Raw genomic sequence first — 26,173 nt, 5'->3', positions numbered from 1 at the left:
CCGCATTCGCGGGGCTTTCTCGTTTCAGCGCGGCGCTCAGGCGCGATCACGTTCCAGCAGCGGCTTGAGGAAGTGCCCCGTGTGGGACTGCGGCATCTCGGCCACTTCCTCCGGCGTGCCGCAGGCGATGATCTGACCGCCCTTGGAGCCACCTTCCGGGCCGAGGTCCACCAGCCAGTCGGCGGTCTTGATCACGTCCAGGTTGTGTTCGATCACCACCACCGTGTTGCCGTGGTCGCGCAGGCGGTGCAGCACGTCGAGCAGTTGCTGGATATCCGCGAAGTGCAGACCGGTAGTCGGCTCGTCGAGGATGTACAGGGTCTTGCCGGTGTCACGCTTGGAGAGCTCGCGGGACAACTTGACCCGCTGCGCCTCGCCCCCGGACAGGGTGGTCGCCGACTGGCCGAGCTTGATGTACGAAAGGCCAACGTCCATCAGCGTCTGCAGCTTGCGCGCCAATGCCGGCACGGCATCGAAGAACGCGCGGGCATCCTCGATGGTCATTTCCAGCACCTCGTGGATGCTCTTGCCCTTGTACTTGATCTCCAGAGTTTCACGGTTGTAGCGCTTGCTCTTGCAGACGTCGCAAGGCACGTAGATGTCCGGCAAAAAATGCATCTCCACCTTGATCAGACCGTCGCCCTGGCACGCCTCGCAGCGGCCACCCTTGACGTTGAACGAGAAGCGCCCCGGGCCGTAGCCGCGGGAGCGAGCTTCCGGCACACCGGCGAACAGCTCGCGGATCGGCGTGAACAGCCCGGTGTAGGTCGCCGGGTTGGAGCGCGGCGTGCGGCCAATGGGGCTTTGGTCGATGTCCACCACCTTGTCCAGATGCTGCAGGCCGTCGATGCTGTCGTGGGCGGCGGCTTCCAGGGTCGTGGCGCCGTTCAATGCCGTGGCACTGAGCGGAAACAGGGTGTTATTGATCAGTGTGGACTTGCCCGAGCCAGACACACCGGTCACGCAGGTCAGCAGGCCGATGGGGATTTCCAGGTTGACGTTCTGCAGGTTGTTGCCACGAGCACCCTTGATCTTCAACGACAGCTTTTTGTTACGCGGTGTGCGCTTGGCCGGCACGACGATCTTGGTGCGGCCGGACAGGTACTTGCCGGTCAGCGAGTCCGGATGGGCCATGACTTCCTCGGCCGTGCCCTCGGCGACGATCTGCCCGCCGTGTACGCCAGCACCCGGGCCGATGTCGACCACGTAGTCAGCCATGCGGATGGCGTCCTCGTCGTGCTCGACCACGATCACCGTGTTGCCGATGTCGCGCAGGTGACGCAGGGTGCCGAGCAGGCGTTCGTTGTCGCGCTGGTGCAGGCCGATGGACGGCTCGTCGAGGATGTACATGACGCCCACCAGGCCGGCGCCGATCTGGCTGGCCAGGCGGATTCGCTGGGCCTCGCCGCCGGACAGCGTGTCGGCGCTGCGGTCCAGAGTCAGGTAGTCGAGGCCGACGTTGACCAGGAACTGCAGGCGTTCGCAGATCTCCTTGAGAATCTTGCTGGCGATCTCGCCGCGGCGACCGTCCAGGGTCAGGCCACCGAAGTAGTCGCTGGCTGCGCCAATCGGCAGGCCGGTGACGGCCGGCAGGGTCTTCTCGCCCACCCACACATGGCGGGCCTCGCGACGCAGGCGGGTGCCGCGACAGTCAGGGCAGGGCTGGGTGCTGAGAAACTTGGCCAGTTCCTCACGCACGCTGGTCGACTCGGTCTCGCGGTAGCGGCGCTCGAGGTTGGGCACGATGCCTTCGAACGGGTGCGAGCGCTTGACGATGTCGCCACGGTCGTTGAGGTATTTGAAGTCGACGTTCTGCGAACCGCTGCCGCCGAGGATGACTTTCTGGTGCTCGGCGTCGAGTTCGGCGAATGGTTTGTCGAGGCTGAAGCCATAGTGCGACGACAATGAGCCGAGCATCTGGAAATAGTAAACGTTGCGCCGGTCCCAGCCGCGGATGGCGCCTTCGGCCAGGGTCAGCTCACCGTTGACCAGGCGCTTGGCGTCGAAATACTGCTTCACGCCCAGGCCGTCGCAGGTCGGGCAGGCGCCAGCCGGGTTGTTGAAGGAGAACAGCTTGGGCTCCAGCTCGCTGATCGAATGGCCGCACACCGGGCAGGCGAAGCGCGCGGAGAAAATGATTTCTTCGCCTTCTTCCCCTTCCATGGGCGCGATCAGCGCCAGGCCGTCGGCCAGCTTGAGCGCGGTCTCGAAGGATTCGGCCAGGCGCTGTTGCAGATCGCCGCGGGCCTTGAAGCGATCTACCACGGCGTCGATGCTGTGCTTCTTCTGCTTGTCGAGCTTGGGCAACTCGTCCAGCTCATACAGTTTGCCGTCGACCCGCACGCGCACGAAACCCTGGGCGCGCAGCTCGTCGAACACCGCCAGGTGCTCGCCCTTGCGCTCGCGAATCACCGGAGCCAGCAGCATCAACTTGCTGCCCTCCGGCATGGCCAGCACCTGGTCGACCATCTGGCTGACCGTCTGGGCTTCCAGCGGCAGGTCATGGTCGGGGCAGCGCGGCGTACCGGCGCGGGCGTAGAGCAGGCGCAGGTAGTCGTAGATCTCGGTAATGGTGCCGACCGTCGAGCGCGGGTTGTGCGAGGTGGACTTCTGCTCGATGGAAATCGCCGGCGACAGGCCTTCGATGGTGTCGACATCGGGCTTTTCCATCATCGACAGGAACTGTCGGGCGTAGGCCGACAGCGACTCCACGTAGCGGCGCTGGCCTTCTGCGTACAGCGTGTCGAAGGCCAGAGACGACTTGCCCGAGCCGGACAGGCCGGTGATCACGATCAGCTTGTCGCGGGGCAGGGTGAGGTCGATATTTTTCAGATTGTGGGTGCGGGCACCCCGGATCAGGATCTTGTCCAAAACAGCCTCGCGTGGCGGGCGGATAAACCGCCGAGTATAAGGGGGGCAACGGGCGTGCGGCAAAGCGCCGCTGCTGTGCCAGTAGGGTTTCGACTGGTAGAATCGTCGGCTTGTTTCAACAGGTTACTGACGATGGGCGATTCGCACAGCGAACGCATGAGTGGCGCGGAAACTCGTGCAGCCGGTGGGCTGGCGTTGGTGTTCGCATTCCGCATGCTGGGCATGTTCATGGTGTTGCCGGTATTGGCTACCTATGGGCAGGAGCTCGCCGGTTCAACCCCGGCGCTGATCGGTCTGGCGATCGGCGCCTACGGCCTGACCCAGGCCTTTCTACAGATTCCCTTCGGCGTGATCTCCGACCGCATCGGCCGGCGGCCGGTGATCTACTTCGGCCTGGTGATCTTCGCCGCCGGTAGTCTCTTGGCAGCCAATGCCGATTCCATCTGGGGCGTGATCGCCGGACGCGTGCTGCAGGGCGCCGGGGCGATCTCCGCGGCGGTGATGGCGCTGCTGTCCGACCTGACCCGCGAACAACACCGCACCAAGGCTATGGCGCTGATCGGCATGAGCATCGGCCTGTCGTTCGCTATCGCCATGGTGGTTGGCCCGCTGCTGACACGCGCCTTCGGCCTGTCCGGCCTGTTCCTGGCCACCGGTGCCATGGCGCTGCTGGGGATTGTCATTGTCGCGGGGCTGGTGCCGTCCAGTGCCGGACCGCTGCAGCACCGTGAGTCGGGGGTGGCCAAGCAGGCCTTGTGGCCGACCTTGAAAAACCCGGATCTGCTGCGCCTGGACTTCGCCATCTTCGCCCTGCACGCGACCCTCATGGCCAGCTTCATCGCCTTGCCGCTGGCGCTGGTGGAGCAGGGCGGGCTGCCCAAGGAGCAGCATTGGTGGGTGTACCTCACCGCGCTGCTCGGCGGTTTCTTCCTGATGGTGCCGTTCATCATCTATGGCGAGAAGAAGCGCCGCATGCGCCGTGTGCTGATAGGCTCGGTCGTCGTGCTACTCGCCTGCGAGCTGTTCTTCTGGCTGTTCGGCCATGGCCTGCGCAACCTGATGCTGGGCATCGTGGTGTTCTTCACCGCGTTCAACCTGCTCGAAGCCTCGCTGCCTTCGCTGATCAGCAAGGTGGCGCCGGCCGGTGGCAAGGGCACGGCGATGGGCGTTTACTCGACCAGTCAGTTCCTAGGCTCGGCGCTGGGCGGCATTCTCGGCGGCTGGCTGTATCAGCACTTCGCCCTGGCCGGCGTGTTCGGCGGCTGTGCGTTGTTAACGGTTCTCTGGCTGGCCATAGCTGTTACTATGCGCGAACCGCCGTATGTGACCAGCCTGCGGTTGCCGCTCTCCAGTGCGGCGTTGCAGGAAGCAGGTCTGGCCGAGCGAATTCAGGCGGCGCCGGGAGTAGCGGATGCCGTTGTGGTGGTCGAAGAGGCCGCCCTCTATGTGAAAGTGGATACCCAACAATTGGATCGCACGTCGCTGCAGCGCTTGATCGAAGCGGCGCCGGGGACGTGCTGAAAGTAGGAGAGCGTTATGGCCCGTGGGGTTAACAAAGTCATTCTGGTCGGTACCTGCGGACAGGATCCGGAAACGCGCTATCTGCCCAGCGGCAATGCCGTGACCAACCTGAGCCTGGCAACCAGCGAGCAGTGGACGGACAAGCAGACCGGTCAGCGCGTCGAGAAGACCGAATGGCACCGTGTGTCGCTGTTCGGCAAGGTTGCCGAGATCGCCGGCGAGTACCTGCGCAAGGGCTCCCAGGTGTACATCGAGGGCAAGCTGCAGACCCGCGAGTGGGAAAAGGACGGCATCAAGCGCTACACCACCGAGATCATCGTCGACATGCAGGGCACCATGCAGCTGCTCGGCGGCCGTCCTGACGGCGCCGGTGGTGGTGAGCAGCGTCAGTCGCGTCCGGCACCGCAGCGCGAGCCGCAGCAGCAGGCGCCACGTCAGTCCGCCCCGCAGCAACAGAAGCCGCAGCCGGCCCAGGACTACGACAGCTTCGACGACGACATTCCGTTCTGATCGAGCGCTGACTGCAAAAGGCCCCGCACTGCGGGGCCTTTTCGTTTGTGCCGCTCAGGCTGTGCTGAACAGCCGCTTGCGCAACAGGTCCTGGCAGACCCAGAACAGCAGGGCGAGCGCGATGCCGCAGAAGTTGGCCAGTACGTCCATGGTGCTGAATTCACGGGTCGGCTGCAGCAGGTGCTGCAGCCATTCCGAGAGCGGCGCCTGAATGAAAAGTAGCGGCCAGAGCAACCAACCGGGCGTACCGGGGAAGGCGAAGCGGGTGACCAGCGACAGACCGCCAAAGGCGATCAGGTGCAGGAATTTGTCCGACTCATTGAACAGGTCCGGCGGCGGCTCGGGGCGAAACAGGCCATAGGCGAGTAGCGCGCAGCAGGCCAGGAACAGCAATTTTTTCACGTGGTTTTCCTTGGTTTCTATCGGCTCTACATCAGGTCATTACTGCCCTGTAGGTTGCCAGGAGTGTGCTCTGACAAGGGCCAGGCGCGTCAGGATAAAGCCCGGTGATGACGCCGAGGGGTAAAAACAGCAAAATGCAGGCCATGGGGCTGAACCATTCGGGCTCTGCCAAGAGCCGGCTGGCCGTGCAGCATTGCCGGGCGTCGGCTCAAATCTGATTGTGGAGCTTCTAGTTTCGTTATGCGCATGCGCCTGTTGTTGCTGGGTGGTGGCAGTACGCTGGGCCGGGCGTTGATTCGCCTGGGCGCCGAGGAAGATATCGGCTTTCTCGCCCCGCGCCCGCCGACCCAGGGTTGGGATGCCGCCAGCCTGACTCAGTTGGTCGACGATACCCGCCCTGATGCGGTGATCAACCTCGCCTACTATTTCGATTGGTTTCAGGCCTCCAAGGTCAGCGTCGAGCGTTTCGCTGCTCAGGAACGCGCCGTCGAGCGCCTGGCCGAACTCTGCCAGCACCATGATATTCGCCTGCTACAGCCTTCCAGCTATCGGGTGTTCGATGGCGCCCGCGCCACGGCCTACAACGAGAAGGACGAAACCCAGCCACTGAGCACGCGTGGCCAGGTGTTGGTGCGCATGGAACAGAGCGTGCGCGCGCTGTGCCCACGCCATGTGCTGCTGCGCTTCGGCTGGATTCTCGATGACAGTCCGGACGGCCTGCTGGCGCGTTTTCTGGTGCGTGCCGAGCGCGACAAGGCGCTGTTCCTGGCCGATGATCGGCGGGGCAACCCGACGCCGGTGGACGATGCCGCGCGGGTGATTCTCGCCGTACTCAAGCAGCTCGATTGCGCCGCCCCGCTATGGGGTACCTACCATTACGGCGGCCACGAGGCGACCACCGCCCTGGCGCTGGGTCAGGCGATTCTCAGCGAAGCCCGTCACCTGCGGGAAAACCTGCTGGAAGAAATTTGCGGCCAGGCCCATGCCGCCCGCGGCGATGCCTCCGATGAACCGCAGCACGGCGTACTGGCGTGCAAGAAAATCCTTCACACCTTCGGCGTCAAGCCGCGCGCCTGGCGTGCTGGCCTGCCGAGCCTGCTGGAGCAGTATTACCGCCATGTCTGATCAACCCGTTCTCGTCACCGGCGGCGCCGGCTTTATCGGCTCCAATCTGGTCGACGCCCTGTTGGCGCGCGGGCACAGCGTGCGCGTGCTGGACAACCTGTCCATGGGCAAGCTGAGTAATCTGCCGCTCGATGATGCTCGTCTGACCTTCATCGAAGGCGACGTGGCCGATGCCGCGCTGGTCAGTCGCGCGGTGGCCGGCTGCAGCGCCGTGGTGCACCTGGCCGCGGTGGCGTCGGTGCAGGCCTCGGTGGACGATCCGGTCAGCACCCACCAGAGCAACTTCATCGGCACCCTGAACATCTGCGAAGCGATGCGCGAGCATGGTGTGCGTCGTGTGGTCTTTGCCTCCAGCGCCGCGGTTTACGGCAACAACGGCGAAGGCGTGGCCATCGACGAGGATACCGCCAAGGCGCCGCTGACACCCTACGCTTCGGACAAGCTGGCCAGCGAACATTACCTGGAATTCTACGCGCGGCAGCACGGGCTGGAACCGGCGATTTTTCGCTTCTTCAACGTGTTCGGCCCGCGCCAGGATCCATCCTCGCCGTATTCCGGTGTGATCAGCATCTTCACCCAGCGCGCCCAGCAGGGCTTGCCGATCAGCGTGTTCGGTGACGGCGAGCAGACCCGCGACTTCTTCTATGTCGCCGATCTGGTCGAGCTGCTGCTGCAAGCACTGGACGCCAGGCAGCCGCCACCCGGTGCGGTTAACGTCGGCTGGAACCAGGCGGTGAGCCTCAAAGAGTTGCTGACGCAGATCGGTCAGCTGCTCGGCGGCCTGCCGCCGGTGACGCATCTGGACGCACGAGCCGGCGATATCCGCCATTCCCGTGCCGACAATGGCCGCCTGGCGAACGAGTACCGGCTGCCGGTGCGGACCTCGCTGCGTGATGGATTGGCGGCGTTGCTCAATAGCTGAGTCGTTAAGCGCTGCATAGCAAAAAGCCGGCGATGCCGGCTTTTTGCGTCTTGGAGTTGGTGAGCCTAGCGCTGAACCTGTGAGAGCGCGCCGTGCGCGCGAATCGCGGGCATCGACTAGGCGTCCCCGGCCGCTCCCACAAAAGCAGATCGCTGTCAGCCCGCTTCTTCGAGCTGTCCTTAGAACTTGTAACCCAACCCCACCATGTACACGAACGGATCCACATCCACGTCGACCTTGGCGCGCACGCCCAGGGCGGTGTTGTCCACATAGGCGGTGGTGTCGATGTCGATGTAGCGAGCCTGGGCGTTGATCATCAGGTTGTCGGTGAGCATGTAGTCGGCACCGATCTGCCAGGCCAGGCCCCAAGAGTTCTTGGCGCGGAAGTTGTCGAAACCGGCTGTCGAGGCGCCGCTGCCCACGTGTTCGTCGTAGATCCAGGTGTAGTTGATGCCGCCGCCGACGTAGGGCTGGAAGGCCGACTTGGCGTCGAGCGGGTAGTACACCAGGCTCAGGGTCGGCGGCAGGTGCTTGAGGGTACCGAGTTTGCCGTTGGCGGCGTCCAGCACGGTGCCCTTGATCTTCACGTCATGCTCGAACGGCGTGGCGGCGAGCAGTTCGACGCCCAAGTGGTCGGTCAGCATGTAGGCGAAGTTCAGGCCCAGCTGGGTGTCGCTGCTCATGGTCGCCTTGCCGCCCAGATCGGTGCCCGCCAGGCCGCCGCGGTCGACCTTGATCGAGGAGCTGTCCGCATCGGGGTTGACGGTGATGGCGCCGGCGCGTACGAGAATGTCACCGGCCTGGTGCGCCTGGGCAACGGGGGGCGCCAGCGCCAGGGCGATCAGCGAGGCAGAGAACAGCGACTTGTACATGGTGAGCTCCTAACGGTCATTCGAATCATCTCGGATGGCGTCAGGGTAAGGCGCTGGGTGAAGCGCCTGTTGACTCAGCTCAATAGCTGGCTAAGCAAGGGTGCGACGGTTTGTCACGATGTCAGTTGGCCGGCAGTTCGTAGGGATAGATTTTGTCCGCCGCCAGCTGATAGCCGACCTCGGCCAGTTCGCTGCTGCTGTGCTCGACCTTGAGCGGGCCTTCGACCCAGAAGGGCTGGTACAGCGCGTCGAGCAGCACGCCCAGTTCGGTGTTGACGTGGATAATCTGGTTGGACGGCGGCGGAGGCACGTGGATGCAGGCGCCGAAGTAGGGCACCAGCAGGAACTCGGTCACGCGGCCTTCTTCGGTGACGTCCAGCGGTACGATGTAGCCGGGGATCTTGACGTTCTGGCCGTCCATTTCCTTGACCACCGGTGCTGACGGGAACTGCTGCAACGAGGCGGCGCCACCCTCGGACAACGCATCGCCCAACTGCGACATGTCGTGCATCGGTGTCATCTGCGGCACCTGGGGCGGCGCGTCCTTGGGGATCAGCTCCTGCCAGTTCAGGGTACGCAGGTCGTCAGCCCAGAGCGGCGAGGCCAGGGCGAGAAGCAGAGCGGTAAGCAGGACGCGACGCATGACACTACCTTTGAATTGGAAAACGAAGCCGGGCTGATCAGGCCCGGCTTCACACAGTCACAGCCGGATGGAGAGCCCATCCGCTAACGACTGCCGATACGCACGCCAGGCCGGCACACAGCCCATCAGCAGGGCGGCCGCCAGAATAGCGCCGAGCAGCGTCCACTCATAGGGCGTCGGCGCGCTAAGCGGCAGATACAGGCCGTAGTTGGCCTGCACGTAGCCCTGGGCACCGGTGATGCCGGCATACAGCAGCGCAGTGCCGGCCACCACGCCGGCCACCGCCAGTGAGAAGGCTTCGAGGATCAGCAGGCTGGCGACATGCCAAGGCCGCGCGCCGACCGAGCGCAGGATGGCCATCTCTCGACGCCGTTCGTTAAGGCTGGTGAGAATCGCCGTGAGCATGCCGATCAGGCCGGTCAGCACCACGAACAGCGAGACCACGAACAGCGCCTTTTCCGCCGTGCCCATCAGGCTCCACAGCTCCTGCAGGGCTACACCAGGGAGGATCGCCAGTAGCGGCTCGCCGCGGTATTCGTTGACTTCGCGCTGTATGGCGAAGGTGGCGATCTTGCTCTTCAGGCCGAGCATCGCCGCGGTGATCGCCTTGGGCTGCAAATCCATGTGGCGCGCCTGTTCGGCGCTGACCTTGCCGGCGCCGCGGGCCGGTACGCCGTTCTGCCAGTCGACGTGCAATGCCTCCATGCCTTCCAAGGATATGTGCAGGGTGCGGTCCACCGGCGTGCCGGTGCGGGCGAGGATGCCGCTGACCACGAAGGGTTTGTCGTCGTGCTGCTGCAGGCTGATGGCCGCGACCCCGTGAGACAGCACGATCTTGTCGCCGAGCTTGTAGTGCAGCGCCTCGGCCACTTCGGCGCCGAGCACCACGTCGAACAGGTCGTGGAAGCGTTCGCCCTGGGCCAACTGCAAGGATTGGCCCCGACCGTAGTGGTAGTGGTCGAAGTAGTCCTGGTTGGTGCCCATCACCCGGTAGCCGCGGTGCGAATCACCCAGTGAAATCGGTATTGCCCAGTCGACCTGAGGGTGGGCCGCGAGCTTCTCGAAACTGTCCCAGCGGATGTTGTTGGTGGCGTTGCCGATGCGGAACACCGAGTAGAGCAGCAGATTCACGCTGCCGGAACGGGCGCCGACGATCAGGTCGGTGCCGCTGATGGTGTTGGCGAAGCTGGTGCGCGCCTCGGTGCGCACCCGTTCCACCGCTAGCAGCAGGCACACCGACAGGGCGATGGCGAACACCGTGAGCAGGGCGGTGAAACGGCGGTTGGCCAGACTGGCCAGGGCGAGTCGTAATAGGAACACCTCAGACCTCCTGTGGCTTGCTGGCGCGGTTGAGTTCGGCGAGCGACAGGCTGCGGTCGAACAGCGCGGCCAGGCTCTGGTCATGGCTGACGAACAGCAGGCTGGCGCCGACGTCGCGGCATTCGCCGAACAGCAGTTCGAGAAACGCCTGGCGAGCATCGGCATCCAGCGCCGAGGTCGGCTCGTCGGCGATCACCAGCTCCGGTTGGCCGATCAGCGCGCGGGCGGCAGCGACACGTTGCTGCTGGCCGATGGACAGCGAATCGGCGCGGCGTTCGAGCAGCTCGGGGTGCAGGCCCAGGTGCTCCAGCAGCTTGCCGGCGGCCTCGCTGACGCTGCCGTAGCGCTGTGCGGCGCGCTCGGCCCGCAGGCGCGAAAAGCGGCACGGCAGCTCGACGTTGTCGCGCACGCTCAGGAATGGCAGCAGGTTGAACTGTTGAAAGATGTAGCCGGTGTGGTCGACGCGAAAGCGATCGCGGCGGGCCGCCGAGAGCGTGGCGAGGTCTTCGCCCAGCAGGCGAATGCGGCCGCGGCCGGGTTTCTGTACGCCGCCGAGCAGGCCGAGTAGGGTGGTTTTGCCACTGCCACTGGGGCCCTTGAGAAACAGGGTCTCGCCGCGTTGCAGGTGAAAATGGGGGATGTCCAGAAGCTCGTCCTGGCCGGGCCAGGCGAAGCCGAGGTCAGTGAGTTCGATCAGTGCTGTGGTCATGGGGACTGCTGGCGCTGGAGAGAAAAACAGCAAGTGTGCCAGTCATGGCCACGAAATGCTGAGCCAGAGGGTGTTGCCGAACGTGTGCAACAGCCGATGCCGCCTGGTGACGGCATCGGCATGGTCGGTCAGAAGCTCAGGCGCGGGTTGGCCGGGGTCGACTCGACGCCCTGCTGTCCGCTCGGGCCGATCAGTTGCACGTTGATCTTCTGGGTGGCCGGGAATTGCTTGTAGAACGCCGACAGGTCGAGGGTCTTCAGCTCACCCGGCTGCTTGCAGGTGAAGCTGTAATCGGCATCGATATCGCTGTGCTCGTGGTGATGGTCGTCGCCGTCAGCAGGCTCGTCGTGATCGTGATCGGCTTCGGCGTTGCCGAACAGCGGACTGCGCACTTCATTTTCGCTCAGGCTGCAGCCGGCTGCGGCGGGCAAGCTGAACAGGGTCTGGGGTTTTTTCAGTACCGCGCGGGCGGCGGCAACGGTCTTTTTGTCGGCATCGCTGGTCGCGGCATGCTCGAAGCCGACGATGTTCATGGCCGGGCTTTCCAGCTCGATTTCCAGGGTGCTGCCCTCCAGGGCCACGTTCAGCGTGGCGACGCCGTGTTCGTGTTTGCCGAGGCTGCCGTGTTCATGTTCATCGTGGGCCTGGGCGACGGCCAGGGGCAGCAGGGCGAAGGGCAGGGCAAGCAGCAGGTGGCGCATGGATAGCTCCGAGGCAGGAAGGGTTTACAGGAATTGATACGTTATAACAAATTTATGCGCTGTGGTAGAGCCGCCTTGGTTTGCTTGCCTGCTCGTGGGAGCATGGCGAATCGATTTGGTTGGAGGCAGATATGGTGCGTATTCGCGGACGGATCGGTGATTGGCCGGTGGACCTGACAGTGGAGCTGGATCCCCAGGATTGGGCACAGTTGGCAGCGGCCGTGTCGGTGGCGCCTGCGCAGAGCCCGGCGACAGCCACCTCAGCCCCAGCGCCAGCCGATCAGGATGCTCAGTGGCAGACGGTGTTGGAGTTGCTGCGCCGCGCCGGGCGTATCGAAGGGCCGCAGCTGATGGCGCAACTGGCAGCGCTGGCTGGCGGGGAAGTAGCCGGCAAGCGCCTACTGGTGCGGCTGCGCCACTGCGAGCAGGTGCGCATGGAAACCGGCGCCGATGCGCCAGTTTATTGCTGGGTAGGAGAGGCGTAGTTCAGGCTGCCTGGGTGATCTGGGCATGCCTATGGGCAACTACTAGGCAGAAGCGGACATCCAGCGATCTCGTAGGAGGGGCTTCAGCCCCGAGCTTTTTATCAAGGCCGACAAAGAGCTCGCGGCTAAAGCGGGTCGCCGCCCGGCCCCTCCTACAAAAGTAGCAGCGCTCTATGTCCGCTTCCGCCGCGTTGCAGTCAAAATAGCTAAAGCCCGGCACGAAGATCGTGGACAGGTGTCCTCAGTACAGCGCCTGATACACCCGACGACGGTAGGTGGTGACCAGCGGATTGTCGTTGCCGAGCAGGTCGAATACCTGCAGCAGGGTCTTGTGTGGCAGGCCGTCGGCGTAATTGCGATTGCGCATGAACAGCTTCAGCAGACCGTCCAGCGCCGGCTCGTATTGCTGGCGGGCGAGTTGCTGGATGGCCAGCTGATAGGCCGCTTCGTCATCTTCGCCGTTCTGGGCGAGGCGGCTTTTCAGGGTGGCAGCGTCCGGCAGGTCGGCGGCCTGGCGCAGGAAGGTGATCTGCGCACGGGCACCGGCAAGTGCCTGCTTGTGCTCATCACCTTTCACGGCGCCCAGCACCTGCTCGGCCTCGTTCAGCTCGCCACGTTCGGCCACGCAGCGGGCGTAGAGAATCAGCGCGGCGGCGTTCTCGTTGTTTTCCGTCAGCAGTTCCTTGAGCGCGGCTTCGGCTTCACCGATGCGGCCGTCGGCGAAAGCGTTTTGTGCCACTTCCAGCAGGTCGGCCTGGGGCGCCGGTGGCTCAGCGATGTGGGGCTGCAGCAGGGCGCGAATCGCCGACTCCGGTTGAGCGCCCTGGAAGCCGTCGACCGGCTGGCCGTTCTTGAACAGCACCACGGTCGGCAGGCTGCGAATGCCGAAGCGCGCGACGATGTCCTGCTCGATATCGCAGTTGACCTTGGCCAGCAGCAGCTCGCCCGCGTAGCCCTCGGTGATCTGCGCCAGTACCGGCATCAGCGCCTTGCAGGGTGCGCACCACTCGGCCCAGAAATCGACGAGCACCGGTTTGTTGAACGAGTTCTCGATCACCAGTTGCTCAAATTGGGCGGCGCCATTGATATCGAAGATGTAGGGGGAGTCGCTCATGGTCGGTCTCTGTCCGGGCGAAAATGGGTGTGACTATAAATGTGGGCGCCGCTGCAAGGCTACAAGGGGGCTGTGGCAGCGTGATACAGGCTGACGTGACGGAAGGTTTCCGGCTCGGCCAGGTCGGGCCAGGTACACCCCTCCAGCCCGGCGATGCGCCGATAGCGCGGATGATTGAAATCGCGCACTCGGGAGTCGGCTACCAGCACTTCGCGGGCATGTTCCAGCGCGCGGTCGAGCAGGGGCAGGTTACTGCGGTCGTAAAGCACGTCGGCGACGATGGCCAGGTCATAGTCGCGCGGCTCGCTGAACAGGTCGCTCGAATAGGCCAGCTCCACGCCGTTGAGCGCGGCGTTGGCGCGGCAGGCCGCCAGCGCCAGTGGGTCCAGGTCGCAGGCCACCACTTGGGCAGCGCCGGCGCGGGCGGCCGCGATCGCGGCGACGCCCGAGCCTGTGCCCAGGTCCAGCACCCGCTTGCCGCGCACCCACTCGGGGTGGCGCGCCAGCCAGTCGACCAGCACCAGGCCACTGGCCCAGCAGAAGCACCAGTACGGCGGTTCTTCGAGAATGCGCCGGGTTTCCTCGGGACTGAAGCAGCGGTCCATATTGGCCGGGTCGATCAGCCACAGGCGTAGGTCGCTGCCCGGCAGCGTGGTGGTAGTCAGCCGGGCATCGCCGAGCAGTTCACCCAGCGCGGCCTGCAGGTGTGGTGGTGGGGTCACAGCGCCGGCGTTACGCGGATCTCGCCGAGCGACTGGCTTTGCGGCTCACGGATCAGCTGGTTGGGCATGTGCAGCACCAGCTTGGCGGATTGATGCACGCGCCCACGCAGCTCCACGCGGATGCCCTGATTGAAGTTCTCCGGATTAAACGGCAGGCTGAACGGCAGCGGCGCGCCGGTGCCACGCAGCTGGATATTGCCGAGCAGCTTGTGGGGCAGGCCGCGATCGTTGATGGTCAGCAGCGCTAGTTCCACCTCGGCGCCGGCGGGCACGTCCAGCAGGGTGCCGGTGAGTTCGCGCAGATGGGCCGGCAGTGGCGCGGGCTCTTCCTTCTTCACCACTGGCGGTACCGGGGCAGGAGCAGGCGGTGGTGCTTCGCCTGCGCAGGCGGCGAGCAGGGCGGCAAGGCAGAGCGGGGCGAGCGGGCGCAGTGGCATCGGATGATCCTGAAGGGCGGGCAATGCCCCGGATTCTCGCTAGAGCCGGCGGTGAATGCAAAGGAAAGCGCCCGCTCTGGTGCGCTTGGCGCCAGAAGGTGTTGATGCGCTACCATGCGGGCTTTCCTGCCAGTGACCGTTTCCCGCCATGCACTGCCCGTTCTGCTCCGCCAACGACACCAAAGTCATCGATTCGCGTCTGGTCGCCGAGGGGGATCAGGTGCGTCGCCGCCGCGAATGCCTGGCCTGCGGCGAGCGCTTCACCACCTTCGAAACCGCCGAGCTGGTGATGCCGCGCCTGATCAAGCAGGACGGCAGCCGCCAGCCCTTCGACGAAGACAAGCTGCGTGCCGGCATGCAGCGTGCACTGGAAAAACGCCCGGTGAGCGTCGAGCGGCTGGAAGCGGCCATCGCCCATATCAAGCATCGGTTGCGCGCCACCGGCGAGCGCGAAGTCAAGTCACTGGTACTCGGCGAGCTGGTGATGACCGAACTGCAGAAGCTTGATGAAGTGGCCTATATCCGCTTCGCCTCGGTGTACCGCCGCTTCCAGGACCTCAACGAATTCCGCGAGGAAATCGACCGTCTTTCCCGCGAGCCGAATCAGGATTGAGATGAGCAACAGCGATCACGCCTACATGGCGCGCGCCCTCGAACTGGCGCGCAAGGGTCTGTATTCCACCCACCCCAATCCCCGTGTCGGCTGCGTGATCGTGCGCGACGGCAAGATCGTCGGCGACGGCTGGCACGCCAAGGCCGGCGAGCCCCATGCCGAGGTTCATGCGCTGCGCCAGGCCGGTGACAAGGCCCGTGGTGCTACCGCCTACGTGACCTTGGAGCCGTGCAGCCACCACGGGCGTACGCCGCCGTGCGCCGATGCACTGATCGCCGCCGGCATCACCCGCGTGGTCGCCGCCATGCAGGACCCTAATCCGGAAGTCGCCGGGCGTGGCCTGCTGCGCCTGATGAATGCCGGCATTGCCGTGCAGGGCGGCGTGCTGGAGGCCGAGGCGCGGGCGCTGAATGCCGGCTTTACCAAGCGTATGGAAACCGGCCTGCCGCTGGTGCGCGTCAAGCTGGCGATGAGCCTGGATGGGCGCACCGCCATGGCCAGTGGCGAGAGCCAATGGATCACCGGGCCGGCGGCGCGTGCCGCGGTGCAGCGTCTGCGTGCGCGCTCCAGCGTGGTGCTCAGTGGCGCCGATACGCTGCTGGCCGATGGCGCTCGCCTGACCGTACGCCCGGACGAACTGGGCCTGGGCGCCGAGCTGACTGCACTGGCCCAGGCGCGGCCGCCGCTGCGCGTGCTGATCGATGGCCGCCTGCGGGTGCCGCTCAGCGCGCCGTTCTTCCAGGCCGGCCCGGCGCTGGTCGCCACCTGCGCGGCGGCCACCTCGCGCTGCCGTTATCAGGATGACGGCCACGAGCTGCTGGCCATTCCCGGCAGCAGCGGCCATGTCGATCTGCGTAAGTTGCTGCTGGAGCTGGCCGCGCGTGGCGCCAACGAAGTGCTGGTCGAGGCCGGGCCGAAGCTGGCTGGCGCCTTTTCCCGGCTGGGGCTGGTCGACGAGTACCAATTGTTCGTTGCGCCCAAGTTCCTCGGTTCCAGCGCGCGGCCGCTGCTCGACCTGCCGCTGGCGCGTATGGCCGAAGCGCCAGCCCTGAAGATCGTTGACATGCGTGCGGTCGGTGACGACTGGCGCATCGTCGCGGTGCCCGATCGCGCGAGCTGAACGCACAACTTGTAGCCTGTTCGCGATCTTTCTGGGCATACGTACGGGCTGCTACGAGGCAAAAGCGGCCATCGGCGCAGTATCTGTGGGAGCGGGCCATGCCCGCGACTTTTCGCACGCATGGCGCGCTCCCACAGTGGATCGGGGAGCGCCCGTTCTGCCGCATTGCCGTCAAATAGATAAAGCCCGGCGCGAAGGTCGTGAACAGCCTCTTGGGCATGGCCGCCGTGCGCTGGCGCGGCAACTGTGGTAAAACGCCTGTCGGCTGCGACAAGCAGCCACACGTTCTCAGGGCGGGGTGTAATTCCCCACCGGCGGTAATGGTGCCAAGAACCTGTTTTAGATCTGCTGCGCGTCGGCCATACGGCGTTGAAATTGGGCTCGGGCTGCTCATTTACAGCCTGTAAACTCCGCGCCCTCGCCCAATTTCGCCTTGTCTGGCGCTAGCTCGCGAGATCTAAACTCAGGTTCTACCTAGCCCGCGAGCGCCCGGTACGGCACCAGCCGCCCGGGGACGAGCAGATCCGGTGTGATTCCGGAGCCGACGGTATAGTCCGGATGAAGAGAGAGCGGGATTGCCTGGTCAGGTGGCCTTTCGGTCGCTGCATGTCCGTACCATCCCTATCGATCCAAGCTGCCCTGTTTTAACCATAAACAGGAGTCGAACATGTCCATCTCTAACAGCGTACGCCGGGTCGCCTTCGTGCAGGCCTGCTGGCACCGCGAAATCGTCGATCAGTCTCGTCACGCCTTTATCGAAGAAATGCAGCGCCAGGGTTACGCGGCCAGCGAAATCGATTGCTTCGAAGTCGGCGGCGCCTTCGAAATCCCTCTGCACGCCAAGCGCCTGGCCAAAAGCGGCCGCTACGCCGGTATCGTCGCCGCCGGGTTGGTGGTCGACGGTGGTATCTACCGCCACGAGTTCGTCGCCCAGGCGGTGATCGAGGGCCTGATGCAGGTGCAACTGGACACCGACGTGCCGGTGTTCTCGGCGGTGCTCACGCCTCATCATTTCCATGCCGGCGAAGAGCATCAGACGTTCTTCCGCAAGCATTTTCTGGTCAAGGGCGCCGAAGCGGCGCGCACTTGCGCCGACACGCTGCGCAAGCTCAAAGAATTGCCGGTCTGACGAGGAGCCTTTATGTTCACCGGAATCATCGCATCCATCGGCAGCATTGCCGCCATCACCCCCAAGGGCGGTGACGTACGCGTATACGTGAAGACCGGCAAGCTGGATCTGGGTGACGTCGTCCTGGGCGACAGCATCGCGGTCAACGGCGTGTGCCTGACCGCCGTCGAGCTGCCGGGCGACGGCTTCTGGGCCGATGTCAGCCGCGAAACCCTGGCGCGTACCGCCTTCGTCGACCTGAAGACCGGCAGCCGGGTCAACCTGGAAAAGGCCCTGACACCGACCACGCGCCTGGGTGGCCACCTGGTCAGCGGGCACGTCGACGGCGTTGGCGAGATCGTCTCCCGTGAGGAGAACGCCCGTGCCATCCAGTTCAAGGTGCGCGCGCCGCGCGAGCTGGCCAAGTACATCGCCCACAAGGGTTCGATCACCGTCGACGGCACCAGCCTGACGGTCAACGCCGTCGATGGCGCCGAGTTCGAGCTGACCATCGTGCCGCACACCCTGGCCGAAACCATCATGGCCGACTACCGCCCCGGGCGTCGCGTCAACCTCGAGGTCGACCTGCTGGCCCGTTATCTGGAGCGCCTGCTGCTCGGTGACAAGGCCGCCGAGCCGAATAGCTCCGGGCTGACCGAAGGTTTTCTCGCCGAACACGGCTACCTGAAGCATTAAGGACACCGCCACCATGGCACTCAACAGTATCGAAGAGCTGGTCGAGGACATCCGCGCCGGCAAGATGGTCATCCTCATGGATGACGAAGACCGCGAGAACGAAGGCGACCTGATCATCGCCTCCGAATGCGTGACCGCCGAGCACATCAATTTCATGGCCCGCTTCGCCCGCGGCCTGATCTGCATGCCGATGACCCGCGAGCGCTGCGAAACCCTCAAGCTGCCGCTGATGGCGCCGCGCAACGGCTCCGGTTTCGGTACCAAGTTCACCGTGTCCATCGAGGCAGCCGAAGGCGTCACTACCGGCATTTCCGCTGCCGACCGCGCACGTACCGTGCAGGCCGCTGCGGCCAGGCACGCGGTGGCCGAAGACATCGTCAGCCCTGGCCACATCTTCCCGCTGATGGCTCAGCCCGGCGGCGTGCTGGCCCGTGCCGGCCATACCGAGGCGGCCTGCGATCTGGCGCGCATGGGCGGCTTCGAGCCGAGCGGGGTGATCTGCGAGATCATGAACGACGACGGCACCATGGCCCGTCGCCCGGAACTGGAAGAATTCGCTGCCAAGCACGGCATCAAGATCGGCACCATCGCCGACCTGATCCACTACCGCATGCTCCACGAGCGCACCGTGCAGCGCATCACCGAGCAGCCGCTGGACAGCGAGGTCGGCCAGTTCAACCTGGTGACCTACCGCGACTCGGTGGAAGGCGACGTGCACATGGCCGTGACCCTGGGCACCATCTGTGCCGAGGAACCGACTCTGGTGCGCGTGCACAACATGGACCCCATGCGCGACCTGCTGATGGTGCGCCAGCCGGGGCGCTGGAGCCTGCGCGCGGCGATGACCGAAGTGGCCGAGGCCGGCAGCGGCGTGGTGTTGCTGCTCGGCCATTCGCTGGGCGGCGACGAGGTACTGGCGCATATCCGCGAAGCGGACGGCGCCACCATCAGCAAGATGCCGAGCACCTACAGCACGGTCGGTGCCGGTTCGCAGATCCTGCGTGACCTGGGCGTGCGCAAGATGCGCCTGATGAGCGCGCCGATGAAGTTCAACGCGATATCCGGTTTCGACCTGGAAGTTGTAGAATACCTGCCGCCCAAATAAGCGCGGCGACCGCGATGGAGCCTCGGCTCTCATCGCCTATATTTTCGGGGCCTGCCATGGCAGGCCCTGGCTCTTTAAAGACAGCTCGAGAACTCGCTATGACACTCAAGACCATCGAAGGTACTTTCATCGCTCCCAAGGGCCGCTTCGCCCTGGTGGTCGGCCGCTTCAACAGCTTCGTGGTCGAAAGCCTGGTCAGCGGCGCGGTCGACGCCCTGGTTCGCCACGGCATCAGCGAAGACGACATCACCATCATCCGCGCGCCGGGTGCCTTCGAGATTCCCCTGGTCGCCCAGAAAGTCGCCCAGCGCGGCGAGTACAGCGCCATCATCGCCCTCGGCGCAGTGATCCGGGGCGGCACCCCGCACTTCGAATACGTGGCCGGTGAGTGCACCAAGGGCCTGTCCCAGGTCTCCATGGAGTTCGGCGTACCGGTCGCCTTTGGCGTGCTGACCGTCGATTCCATCGAGCAGGCCATCGAGCGGTCCGGCACCAAGGCCGGCAACAAAGGCGCCGAAGCTGCCCTGTCCGCTCTGGAAATGGTCAGCCTGCTGGCGCAGTTGGAGGCCAAGTGAGCCAGAACGACAACAAGCCAGCCAAGAAAGGCCCGAGCCCCAAGCTGCTGGCTCGCCGTCAGGCGCGCACCCTGGCCATGCAGGCCCTTTACTCCTGGCACATCGCGGGCCAGGCACTCAATGAGATCGAAGCGCAGTTTCGGGTCGACAACGACTTCAGCGCGGTCGACGGCGCCTACTTCCACGAGATCCTGCACGGCGTGCCGCGCCAGAAGAGCGAGATCGACGCCCTGTTCGAACCGCTGCTCGACCGTCCGCTGGACGAGATCGACCCGGTCGAGCTGTCCATCCTGCGTCTGTCCACCTACGAGCTGCGTAACCGCATCGACGTGCCGTACCGCGTAGTGATCAACGAAGGCATCGAACTCGCCAAGGTGTTCGGCGCCACCGACGGTCACAAGTTCGTCAACGGCGTGCTCGACAAACTGGCGCCGACCCTGCGCGCCGACGAAGTCCGCGACTTCAACAAGCGCTGAGTGTCTTGGGCGAGTTCGAGCTGATTCGTCACTACTTCGCCGCAGCCGCCTGTGCGCAGGCGGCCGATGGTGTGGTGCTGGGAATCGGCGATGACTGCGCCCTGCTCGAGATGCCGGCCGGCGAGCAGCTGGCAGTGTCCACCGACACCCTGGTAGCCGGCGTGCATTTCCCGGTCGACGCGCCAGGTGAGCTGCTTGGCCAGCGCGCCCTGGCCGTTTCGGTCAGTGACCTGGCCGCCATGGGCGCAACGCCCCTGGCCTTTACGCTGGCACTGACCCTTCCCGAGGTTTCCCCCGACTGGCTGGCCGACTTCACGGCCGGGCTGGAGCGCATGGCGCGTCAATGTGGCGTGCGCCTGGTTGGTGGCGACACCACCCGTGGGCCGCTGAGCCTGACCCTCACCGTATTCGGCCGTGTGCCCGTCGGCCTGGCGCTGACCCGCGCCGGCGCGCGCCCGGGTGATCTGCTCTGTGTGGGCGGTACCCTTGGCAATGGCGCCGGCGCGCTGCCGTTCGTGCTCGGCGAGCGGGCCGAGCAGGTGCATAGTGCCGAGCTGCTGGCCCACTACTGGTCGCCGGCGCCGCAGCTACAGCTCGGCCAGGCCCTGCGCGGTCTCGCTACCGCGGCGCTGGATATCTCGGACGGCCTGCTCGCCGACTGTGAGCATATCGCTCAGGCGTCCGGCGTGGCGCTGTTCATCGAAGAGGCGCAGTTACCGCTGAGCAATGCCCTGCTGGCCTGCATGGGCGACGAGGCGGCGCGCCAGCTAGCGCTTGGTGGTGGCGACGACTACGTGCTTGCCTTTACCCTGCCTGCTGAGAAACTGGACGCGCTGCGCGCCATGGGCCAGCCTGTATGGGTGATCGGTCGCGTCGAGGCCGGGCAGGGCGTGCATCTTCTGGACGCCGACGGCCGCGTCATCAAGCCACGGTACAGTGGCTACCAACATTTCGGATCGAACCGTGACTGATCATCCCAAGCAAGTCCCCGCCGAATTCGTACCACCTTCCGTGTGGCGCAACCCCTGGCATTTCCTGGCCTTCGGCTTCGGCACCGGGACCATGGCCAAGGCCCCGGGCACCTGGGGCTCGCTGGCTGCCGTGCCGTTCATCCCGCTGTGGCAGATGCTGCCAGACTGGGGCTACTGGCTGATGTTGGGCGTGACCATGCTGTTCGGCGTGTGGCTGTGCGGCAAGGTTGCCGACGACCTGCGCGTGCATGACCACGAGGGCATCGTCTGGGACGAGATGGTCGGCATGTGGATCACCCTGTGGTTGGTGCCCGAAGGCTGGGGCTGGGTGTTCGTGGGCTTTCTGATGTTCCGCTTCTTCGACATTCTCAAGCCGTGGCCGATCCGCTGGATCGACCGCCACGTGCACGGCGGCTTCGGCATCATGCTCGACGACGTGCTGGCCGGGGTGTTCGCCTGGCTGTCCATGCAACTGCTGGTCTGGGGCTGGGCCAATGGCCTGGCGGCCAGCCTGGGTTTCGCCTGAGCGGAGGCATGACGATGCGCGCGATGCTGCTGGCCCTGCTGTTGTCGATTGGCGTCTGCGCCCAGGCGAGCAGCGAGGTGCCGACATCCATTCGCATGGCCAGCGACGTGTGGGTCGACCGCATCAACCCGGACGGCACCGGGCTGTCCTGGGACGTGCTGCGCAAGGTCTTCGAGCCCGCTGGTGTCAGACTGGACATGCAGATCGTGCCCTACACCCGTTCCATCGGTCTGGTGAAGCGCGGCGAAGCCGACGCTTGGGTAGCGTCGTACCAGAACGAAGTCAGCGGCGGCGTGGTGTACCCGACCTGGCATTACGACTCGGACCTGATCAGCGCCCTGAGCCTTGCCAGCAAGCCTGAGCCCGATCAGGCCCAGCTCGGCCGCTCGCGCCTGGTGTGGATGCGCGGCTACGAGTATCAGCGCTATATTCCCGGCCTCACCCACTACAACGAATTGCAGCGGCGCAGCGGTATTCTGTCGATGCTCGATCAGGGCCACGCCGACTACTACATCGACGCCCGCCCCGAGGTCGAACAGGTGCTTGCCGGCGCCGAGCAGCCCGGTAAATACCGTGCCACCGACCTGCTGCGCCTGCCGCTGTATATCGGCTTTTCCGACACACCACGTGGCCGCGCGCTGGCCCAATTGTTCGATCAGCGCATGGCCGAGCTGGTCGAGAAAGACGAGCTGCGCGCGATTTTCGAGCGCTGGGGCCAGCATTACCCCTTCGAATAGCCGGGAGAGGCACGGATGCGTCGAGTGATGATGGTCATGGTAGGCCTGTTGGTCGCGCCGCTACTGCTGGCTGCTACGCCGGTTCAGGTGGTCGGGTTGTTCCCCGGTGCGGCGGTGCTGTCGGTGGACGGCCAGCGCAAGCTGGTGCGCGTCGGCCAGGCCGGCCCAGGCGGCGTGCAGGTGGTCAGTGTCGACAGCCACAGCGCCGTGCTGCGCGTCGACGGTGTGGAGCGCAGTTACGGCCTGAGCCGCGAATACAACACCTCAGGCGTCGCCGCGCCGCAGAAACAGACCCTCAGCATCGCTCGCAGCAACGGCGGCCACTACTGGGCCGAAGGCGCGATCAATGGCCGCGCCCAGCAGTTTCTGGTCGATACCGGCGCCACCTCCGTGGCTCTCAATGAAAATCATGCCCGCCGCCTGGGCATCGACTATCGCACCCGCGGCCAGCCGATTCAGGTCAACACCGCCAGCGGCACGGCCAAGGGCTGGCGGGTGACCCTCGACAAGGTCAGCGTCGGCTCGCTGCAGGTGCTGGGTGTCGAGGCGGTGGTGCTCGAAGGCGCCTCGCCGAGCGAGGCGCTGCTGGGCATGAGCTTTCTCAATCGCGTCGGCTGGCGGGTGGAAAACAACCTGCTGGTGCTCGAGTCGCGCATCTGAATCGGGGCGCCAGTCAAATGCGCCCCGGTTTTCTCAGTGATGATCGTCCACCGCGACCTGGGGCTGGCCACGGTACAGCCGGCTGACCAGTGGGCCGATGGACAAGCCCTGCAGCAGGATCGAGGTGAGCACGACGATATAGGTCAGGCTCAGCAGCAGATCGCGTTCCTCGCCCAGTGGCAATGACAACGCCAGGGCCACCGACACACCACCGCGCAGCCCGCCCCAGGTGAGGATGCGGATCGCCCCGTGGGATACCTGGCGGCGCCCGCCGGCACGCCGGCGCATCACGAACACCGCTGGCGCCACGGTCAGCAGGCGTGCTACCAGCACCGCGCCACCGAGCACGAAGGCGGCGATGATGTGCAGCCAGGAGAACGGCAGGAGCAGCAGTTCCAGGCCGATCAGGGCGAATAGCAGGGCGTTGAGAATCTCGTCGATCAGCTCCCAGAAACCGTCCACGTAGCGGCGTGATTCGTCCGACATGGCGTGCTTGCGGCCCAGGTTGCCGATGATCAGGCCGGCCACCACCATGGCGATAGGCCCGGAGACGTGCAGCCGCGCCGCCAGTGCTGCGCCGCCGAATACCAGCGCCAGGGTCAGCATCACCTCGACCTGGTACTGGTCGATGCTGCGCAGCATCAGCAGCACGCCATAGCCCAGCGCGGTGCCGACCAGCACACCGCCCACCGCCTCGTGAACGAACAGCCAGCTCACCGTACCCAGGGTCGGCGTGCTGCCCAGTTGCAGGATGCCGAGCAGGATGGTGAACACCACCACTGCGGTGCCATCGTTGAACAGCGATTCGCCGACGATGGTGGTGGCCAGCGGCTTGGGCGCGCCGGCCGACTTGAGGATGCCCATCACCGCAATCGGGTCGGTGGGCGAGATCAGCGCGCCGAACAGCAGGCAGTAGATGAAGTCCACGTGCCAGCCGAACAGGGCGAAGATGTAGAACGCCAGGGTGCCGATCACACTGGTGGCGATCAGCACGCCGACGGTGGCCAGCAGGCCTATGGGCCATTTGTAGCTGCGCAGATCGCTCAGGTCGACGTGCAAGGCGCCGGCGAACAGCAGGGCCGGCAGGAACCAGGTCATCAGGATATCGGAGAAGTCGATGCGGCGGATGATCTGCTGCGCCTCGATTTCGATCAGCGGGTAACCGAGCTGGCTCAGGCCCTGGGCGATCAACGAGAAGATCAGCGCCGTGGCCATCACGCCGATGGTGGGCGGCAGGCGGATAAAGCGATAGTTGACGTAGGTGAGCAGCGTGGTGAGGACGATAAAGGCGGCAACGAGGTCGAGCACGGGGTCTCCTTTGAAGGCTGATGTTCGCCATCCCGGCGAACACCCTGGAGCCCCGATGATACCTGGCTTGTAACCGGATGTGTGGCAGTGGATGACCGTCTGCCCATGGCAGAACGATAGCAAAAGAGGGGAACCGAAGCGGCGCAACATGGGTCGATCAAGCGTGGGTCGGAGGGCTGCAGGGCGCCTGAGCCTTGATATGCGGGACATCGCCGACCGATGTCCCAGCCTCCGGCATGAAGAGACCGACGCGCAATGCGTCCGGTCGGATCGATACGCCAACGGCGGTCGTTTAATGGAGTCGCAATATGCTGAAAAGCTTCGGCAAGGTGCTGCTGGGCGCTGTTGCGCTGATCGCGGTACTGGCCTTGCTGGTCCACTGGATCACCCCGGCGGTGCTCGCGCAGCACCGTGAAGATCTCATTTTCTATCTGCAGGCACACCTGTACCTGGTGTTCGTGTCGATGCTGGCGGCCCTGGCGGTCGGCATCCCCGCCGGCATCCTGCTCAGTCGGCCCGGCCGCGAGCACAGTGCCGAGCGCTTCATGCAGGTTTTCAACGTCGGTAACACCGTGCCGCCCCTGGCGGTGCTGGCCATTGCCCTTTCCATCGTCGGCATCGGTAACGGCCCGGCGATCCTGGCGCTGTTCCTGGCCTCGCTGCTGCCCATCGTGCGCAACACCTACGAAGGCCTGCGCAACGTGCCGAGCTCGCTGACGGAAGCCGCCACCGGCATCGGCATGACGCCGCGCCAGTCACTGTGGAAGGTCGAGCTGCCCAATGCGGTGCCGATCATCGTCGGCGGTATTCGCGTGGCGCTGGCGCTGAACGTCGGCACTGCGCCGCTGGTGTTCCTGATCGGCGCCAACAGCCTGGGCAGCCTGATCTTTCCCGCCATTGCCCTCGAAGACCAGCCCTTGCTGATTCTCGGCGCTGCCGCCACCGCCTTGCTGGCGCTGCTGCTCGATGGTCTGGTGGCGGCCGTCAGCCGCTTCTGGTTCGAGCGGGGGGTGGTCCGTTGAAGGAAACGATAATGAAGTCTCTCGTTCTTTGCCTCGGCCTGCTGCTGGCAGCGACCAGCCAGGCTGCGGAAATTCGTATCGGTGCCAAGGTGTTCACCGAGCAGGTGATCCTCTCCGAACTCACCGCACAGTACCTACGCCCTCACGGCTATCAGGCGCGCATCGTCGGTAACCTGGGCAGCACCATCGCCTGGAACGGCATGAAGAGCGGCCAGCTGGACCTGACCTGGGAATACACCGGCACCTCGCTGGTGGCCTACAACAAGGTCACCGAACGCCTAGACAAGGAAGCCGCCTATCAGCGTGTCAAGGAGCTGGACGCCAAAGAGGGCGCGATCTGGCTGGCGCCCTCGAACTTCAACAACACTTACGCTCTGGCGCTGCCGGAAAAGGTCGCAGAGGAACACCCGGATATCCATACCATCAGCGACCTGGCCGCCGCCCTGAAAACCCCAGGTAAGGGTAGCCGTCTGCTGGCGCTGGACATCGAGTTCGCCAACCGTTCCGATGGCCTGAAAGGGCTGGTCCAGGAATACGGCCTGACCTTCACCCGTAACGAAATTCGCCAGATGGACCCGGGCCTGGTCTACACCGCGCTGCGCAACGGTCAGGTGTTCGTCGGCCTGGTGTACACCACCGACGGCCGCCTGGATTCCTTCGGCTTGCGTCTGCTCGAGGATGACCGCAAGTACTTCCCGGATTACACAGCCGCGCCGGTGGTCAATGCCGACTACCTCAAGCAGCACCCGGAGCTCGAAGCGTTGCTCAAGCCGCTGGCCGAGCGCCTGGACGACGCCACCATGCGTCGCCTCAACGCCCGCGTCGACGTGGATCGCGAGACGCCTGCCGCAGTGGCGGCAGATTTCCTGCGTCAGGAAAAACTGATCGGGGAGGGCAACTGA

29 protein-coding genes are annotated in these 26,173 nt (G+C 65.0%); 18 read left to right on the top strand and 11 right to left on the bottom strand.

Annotated features, from left to right (window positions below; translation table 11 throughout):
• Window positions 1-36 precede the first annotated feature (36 nt).
• On the bottom strand, window positions 37-2,871 hold the full coding sequence (uvrA, locus tag BM279_RS16680; RefSeq protein WP_013789779.1) for an excinuclease ABC subunit UvrA: 2,835 nt from the start codon (window positions 2,869-2,871) through the stop codon (window positions 37-39).
• Between the two features lie 132 nt (window positions 2,872-3,003).
• On the opposite strand from uvrA, the gene BM279_RS16675 reads away from it, so the two are divergent.
• Complete coding sequence (locus tag BM279_RS16675) at window positions 3,004-4,392, top strand: MFS transporter (RefSeq protein ID WP_093505552.1); 1,389 nt, start codon at window positions 3,004-3,006, stop codon at window positions 4,390-4,392.
• 15 nt (window positions 4,393-4,407) lie between these two features.
• Entirely contained in the window at window positions 4,408-4,902 is a 495-nt protein-coding gene (locus BM279_RS16670; RefSeq protein ID WP_013789781.1) for a single-stranded DNA-binding protein, read from the top strand.
• A gap of 54 nt (window positions 4,903-4,956) precedes the next feature.
• Here the strand turns inward: BM279_RS16670 and BM279_RS16665 are convergent, their stop codons facing one another.
• The gene (locus BM279_RS16665; protein ID WP_093505550.1) at window positions 4,957-5,304 is read right to left on the bottom strand and encodes a VanZ family protein; all 348 of its coding nucleotides are present in this window, start codon (window positions 5,302-5,304) and stop codon (window positions 4,957-4,959) included.
• 240 nt (window positions 5,305-5,544) lie between these two features.
• Between BM279_RS16665 and BM279_RS16660 the strand changes: the two genes are divergently transcribed.
• A complete protein-coding gene (locus BM279_RS16660; protein WP_093505548.1) occupies window positions 5,545-6,429 on the top strand; it encodes a sugar nucleotide-binding protein in 885 nt (294 codons plus the stop codon).
• Window positions 6,422-7,351: an NAD-dependent epimerase/dehydratase family protein gene (locus BM279_RS16655; RefSeq protein WP_093505546.1), complete on the top strand. Its 930-nt coding sequence runs from the start codon at window positions 6,422-6,424 to the stop codon at window positions 7,349-7,351. Before BM279_RS16660 ends, BM279_RS16655 begins: the two co-directional genes overlap by 8 nt.
• A 179-nt stretch (window positions 7,352-7,530) precedes the next feature.
• Here the strand turns inward: BM279_RS16655 and BM279_RS16650 are convergent, their stop codons facing one another.
• The 5 genes from BM279_RS16650 to BM279_RS16630 all read right to left on the bottom strand — a co-directional run bounded on the left by BM279_RS16650 (window position 7,531) and on the right by BM279_RS16630 (window position 11,596).
• A complete protein-coding gene (locus BM279_RS16650; RefSeq protein WP_093505544.1) occupies window positions 7,531-8,223 on the bottom strand; it encodes an OmpW/AlkL family protein in 693 nt (230 codons plus the stop codon).
• Window positions 8,224-8,344: 121 nt separating this feature from the next.
• Window positions 8,345-8,866, bottom strand: coding sequence for a DUF3299 domain-containing protein (locus BM279_RS16645; protein ID WP_093505542.1), 522 nt, complete (start codon window positions 8,864-8,866; stop codon window positions 8,345-8,347).
• Between the two features lie 57 nt (window positions 8,867-8,923).
• Window positions 8,924-10,186 (bottom strand): ABC transporter permease, encoded by a 1,263-nt coding sequence (locus BM279_RS16640; RefSeq protein WP_093505540.1) that lies wholly within the window; start codon window positions 10,184-10,186, stop codon window positions 8,924-8,926.
• A 1-nt stretch (window position 10,187) separates the two neighbouring features.
• Window positions 10,188-10,895, bottom strand: coding sequence for an ABC transporter ATP-binding protein (locus BM279_RS16635; RefSeq protein WP_093505538.1), 708 nt, complete (start codon window positions 10,893-10,895; stop codon window positions 10,188-10,190).
• 128 nt (window positions 10,896-11,023) lie between these two features.
• On the bottom strand, window positions 11,024-11,596 hold the full coding sequence (locus tag BM279_RS16630) for a DUF2796 domain-containing protein (protein WP_093505536.1): 573 nt from the start codon (window positions 11,594-11,596) through the stop codon (window positions 11,024-11,026).
• 131 nt (window positions 11,597-11,727) lie between these two features.
• Between BM279_RS16630 and BM279_RS16625 the strand changes: the two genes are divergently transcribed.
• The gene (locus tag BM279_RS16625) at window positions 11,728-12,081 is read left to right on the top strand and encodes a hypothetical protein (protein ID WP_093505534.1); all 354 of its coding nucleotides are present in this window, start codon (window positions 11,728-11,730) and stop codon (window positions 12,079-12,081) included.
• Between the two features lie 241 nt (window positions 12,082-12,322).
• On the opposite strand, the gene trxA is transcribed toward BM279_RS16625, so the two are convergent.
• The 3 genes from trxA to BM279_RS16610 are packed head-to-tail and all read right to left on the bottom strand — an operon-like array spanning window position 12,323 to window position 14,354.
• Entirely contained in the window at window positions 12,323-13,195 is an 873-nt protein-coding gene (trxA, locus tag BM279_RS16620; protein WP_093505532.1) for a thioredoxin, read from the bottom strand.
• 59 nt (window positions 13,196-13,254) lie between these two features.
• Window positions 13,255-13,917 carry a 50S ribosomal protein L11 methyltransferase gene (locus BM279_RS16615; protein WP_093505530.1) on the bottom strand — a complete coding sequence of 221 codons (663 nt, stop codon included), beginning with the start codon at window positions 13,915-13,917 and terminating at the stop codon, window positions 13,255-13,257.
• On the bottom strand, window positions 13,914-14,354 hold the full coding sequence (locus tag BM279_RS16610; RefSeq protein WP_093505528.1) for a YbaY family lipoprotein: 441 nt from the start codon (window positions 14,352-14,354) through the stop codon (window positions 13,914-13,916). The genes BM279_RS16615 and BM279_RS16610 overlap by 4 nt, the downstream gene beginning before the upstream one ends.
• Before the next feature lie 148 nt (window positions 14,355-14,502).
• Here BM279_RS16610 and nrdR point away from each other — a divergent pair, with 148 nt between their 5' ends.
• The 11 genes from nrdR (at window position 14,503) to BM279_RS16555 (ending at window position 22,941) form a co-directional block, all read left to right on the top strand.
• A complete protein-coding gene (gene nrdR / locus BM279_RS16605) occupies window positions 14,503-14,967 on the top strand; it encodes a transcriptional regulator NrdR (protein ID WP_013789794.1) in 465 nt (154 codons plus the stop codon).
• Window position 14,968: 1 nt separating this feature from the next.
• Window positions 14,969-16,087, top strand: a complete 1,119-nt coding sequence (ribD, locus tag BM279_RS16600) for a bifunctional diaminohydroxyphosphoribosylaminopyrimidine deaminase/5-amino-6-(5-phosphoribosylamino)uracil reductase RibD (RefSeq protein ID WP_093505526.1) — start codon at window positions 14,969-14,971, stop codon at window positions 16,085-16,087.
• 667 nt (window positions 16,088-16,754) lie between these two features.
• Window positions 16,755-17,216 carry a 6,7-dimethyl-8-ribityllumazine synthase gene (locus tag BM279_RS16595; RefSeq protein WP_093505524.1) on the top strand — a complete coding sequence of 154 codons (462 nt, stop codon included), beginning with the start codon at window positions 16,755-16,757 and terminating at the stop codon, window positions 17,214-17,216.
• Between the two features lie 12 nt (window positions 17,217-17,228).
• On the top strand, window positions 17,229-17,891 hold the full coding sequence (locus BM279_RS16590; protein ID WP_093505522.1) for a riboflavin synthase: 663 nt from the start codon (window positions 17,229-17,231) through the stop codon (window positions 17,889-17,891).
• A 13-nt stretch (window positions 17,892-17,904) separates the two neighbouring features.
• Window positions 17,905-18,996 carry a bifunctional 3,4-dihydroxy-2-butanone-4-phosphate synthase/GTP cyclohydrolase II gene (gene ribBA, locus BM279_RS16585; protein ID WP_093505520.1) on the top strand — a complete coding sequence of 364 codons (1,092 nt, stop codon included), beginning with the start codon at window positions 17,905-17,907 and terminating at the stop codon, window positions 18,994-18,996.
• 98 nt (window positions 18,997-19,094) lie between these two features.
• Entirely contained in the window at window positions 19,095-19,571 is a 477-nt protein-coding gene (gene ribH / locus BM279_RS16580) for a 6,7-dimethyl-8-ribityllumazine synthase (RefSeq protein ID WP_075931540.1), read from the top strand.
• The gene (gene nusB, locus BM279_RS16575; RefSeq protein WP_013789800.1) at window positions 19,568-20,047 is read left to right on the top strand and encodes a transcription antitermination factor NusB; all 480 of its coding nucleotides are present in this window, start codon (window positions 19,568-19,570) and stop codon (window positions 20,045-20,047) included. The genes ribH and nusB overlap by 4 nt, the downstream gene beginning before the upstream one ends.
• 5 nt (window positions 20,048-20,052) lie before the next feature.
• Window positions 20,053-21,018, top strand: a complete 966-nt coding sequence (thiL, locus tag BM279_RS16570) for a thiamine-phosphate kinase (protein WP_093505518.1) — start codon at window positions 20,053-20,055, stop codon at window positions 21,016-21,018.
• Entirely contained in the window at window positions 21,011-21,544 is a 534-nt protein-coding gene (locus tag BM279_RS16565; RefSeq protein ID WP_093505516.1) for a phosphatidylglycerophosphatase A family protein, read from the top strand. The genes thiL and BM279_RS16565 overlap by 8 nt, the downstream gene beginning before the upstream one ends.
• An 8-nt stretch (window positions 21,545-21,552) precedes the next feature.
• Entirely contained in the window at window positions 21,553-22,281 is a 729-nt protein-coding gene (locus tag BM279_RS16560; RefSeq protein WP_093505514.1) for a substrate-binding periplasmic protein, read from the top strand.
• Between the two features lie 15 nt (window positions 22,282-22,296).
• The gene (locus BM279_RS16555) at window positions 22,297-22,941 is read left to right on the top strand and encodes a retropepsin-like aspartic protease family protein (RefSeq protein WP_093505512.1); all 645 of its coding nucleotides are present in this window, start codon (window positions 22,297-22,299) and stop codon (window positions 22,939-22,941) included.
• 33 nt (window positions 22,942-22,974) lie between these two features.
• On the opposite strand, the gene BM279_RS16550 is transcribed toward BM279_RS16555, so the two are convergent.
• Complete coding sequence (locus BM279_RS16550; protein ID WP_093505510.1) at window positions 22,975-24,249, bottom strand: cation:proton antiporter; 1,275 nt, start codon at window positions 24,247-24,249, stop codon at window positions 22,975-22,977.
• A gap of 308 nt (window positions 24,250-24,557) precedes the next feature.
• Between BM279_RS16550 and BM279_RS16545 the strand changes: the two genes are divergently transcribed.
• Both BM279_RS16545 and BM279_RS16540 read left to right on the top strand, forming a co-directional pair.
• Entirely contained in the window at window positions 24,558-25,271 is a 714-nt protein-coding gene (locus BM279_RS16545) for an ABC transporter permease (protein ID WP_093505508.1), read from the top strand.
• An 11-nt stretch (window positions 25,272-25,282) separates the two neighbouring features.
• Complete coding sequence (locus tag BM279_RS16540) at window positions 25,283-26,173, top strand: glycine betaine ABC transporter substrate-binding protein (RefSeq protein WP_093505506.1); 891 nt, start codon at window positions 25,283-25,285, stop codon at window positions 26,171-26,173.

Source organism: Phytopseudomonas straminea, assembly GCF_900112645.1.
Classification (GTDB): Bacteria; Pseudomonadota; Gammaproteobacteria; order Pseudomonadales; family Pseudomonadaceae; genus Aquipseudomonas; species Aquipseudomonas straminea.
The sequence above is the reverse complement of the archived record's forward strand: the minus strand, read 5'-3'. Positions and strand labels throughout refer to the sequence as shown.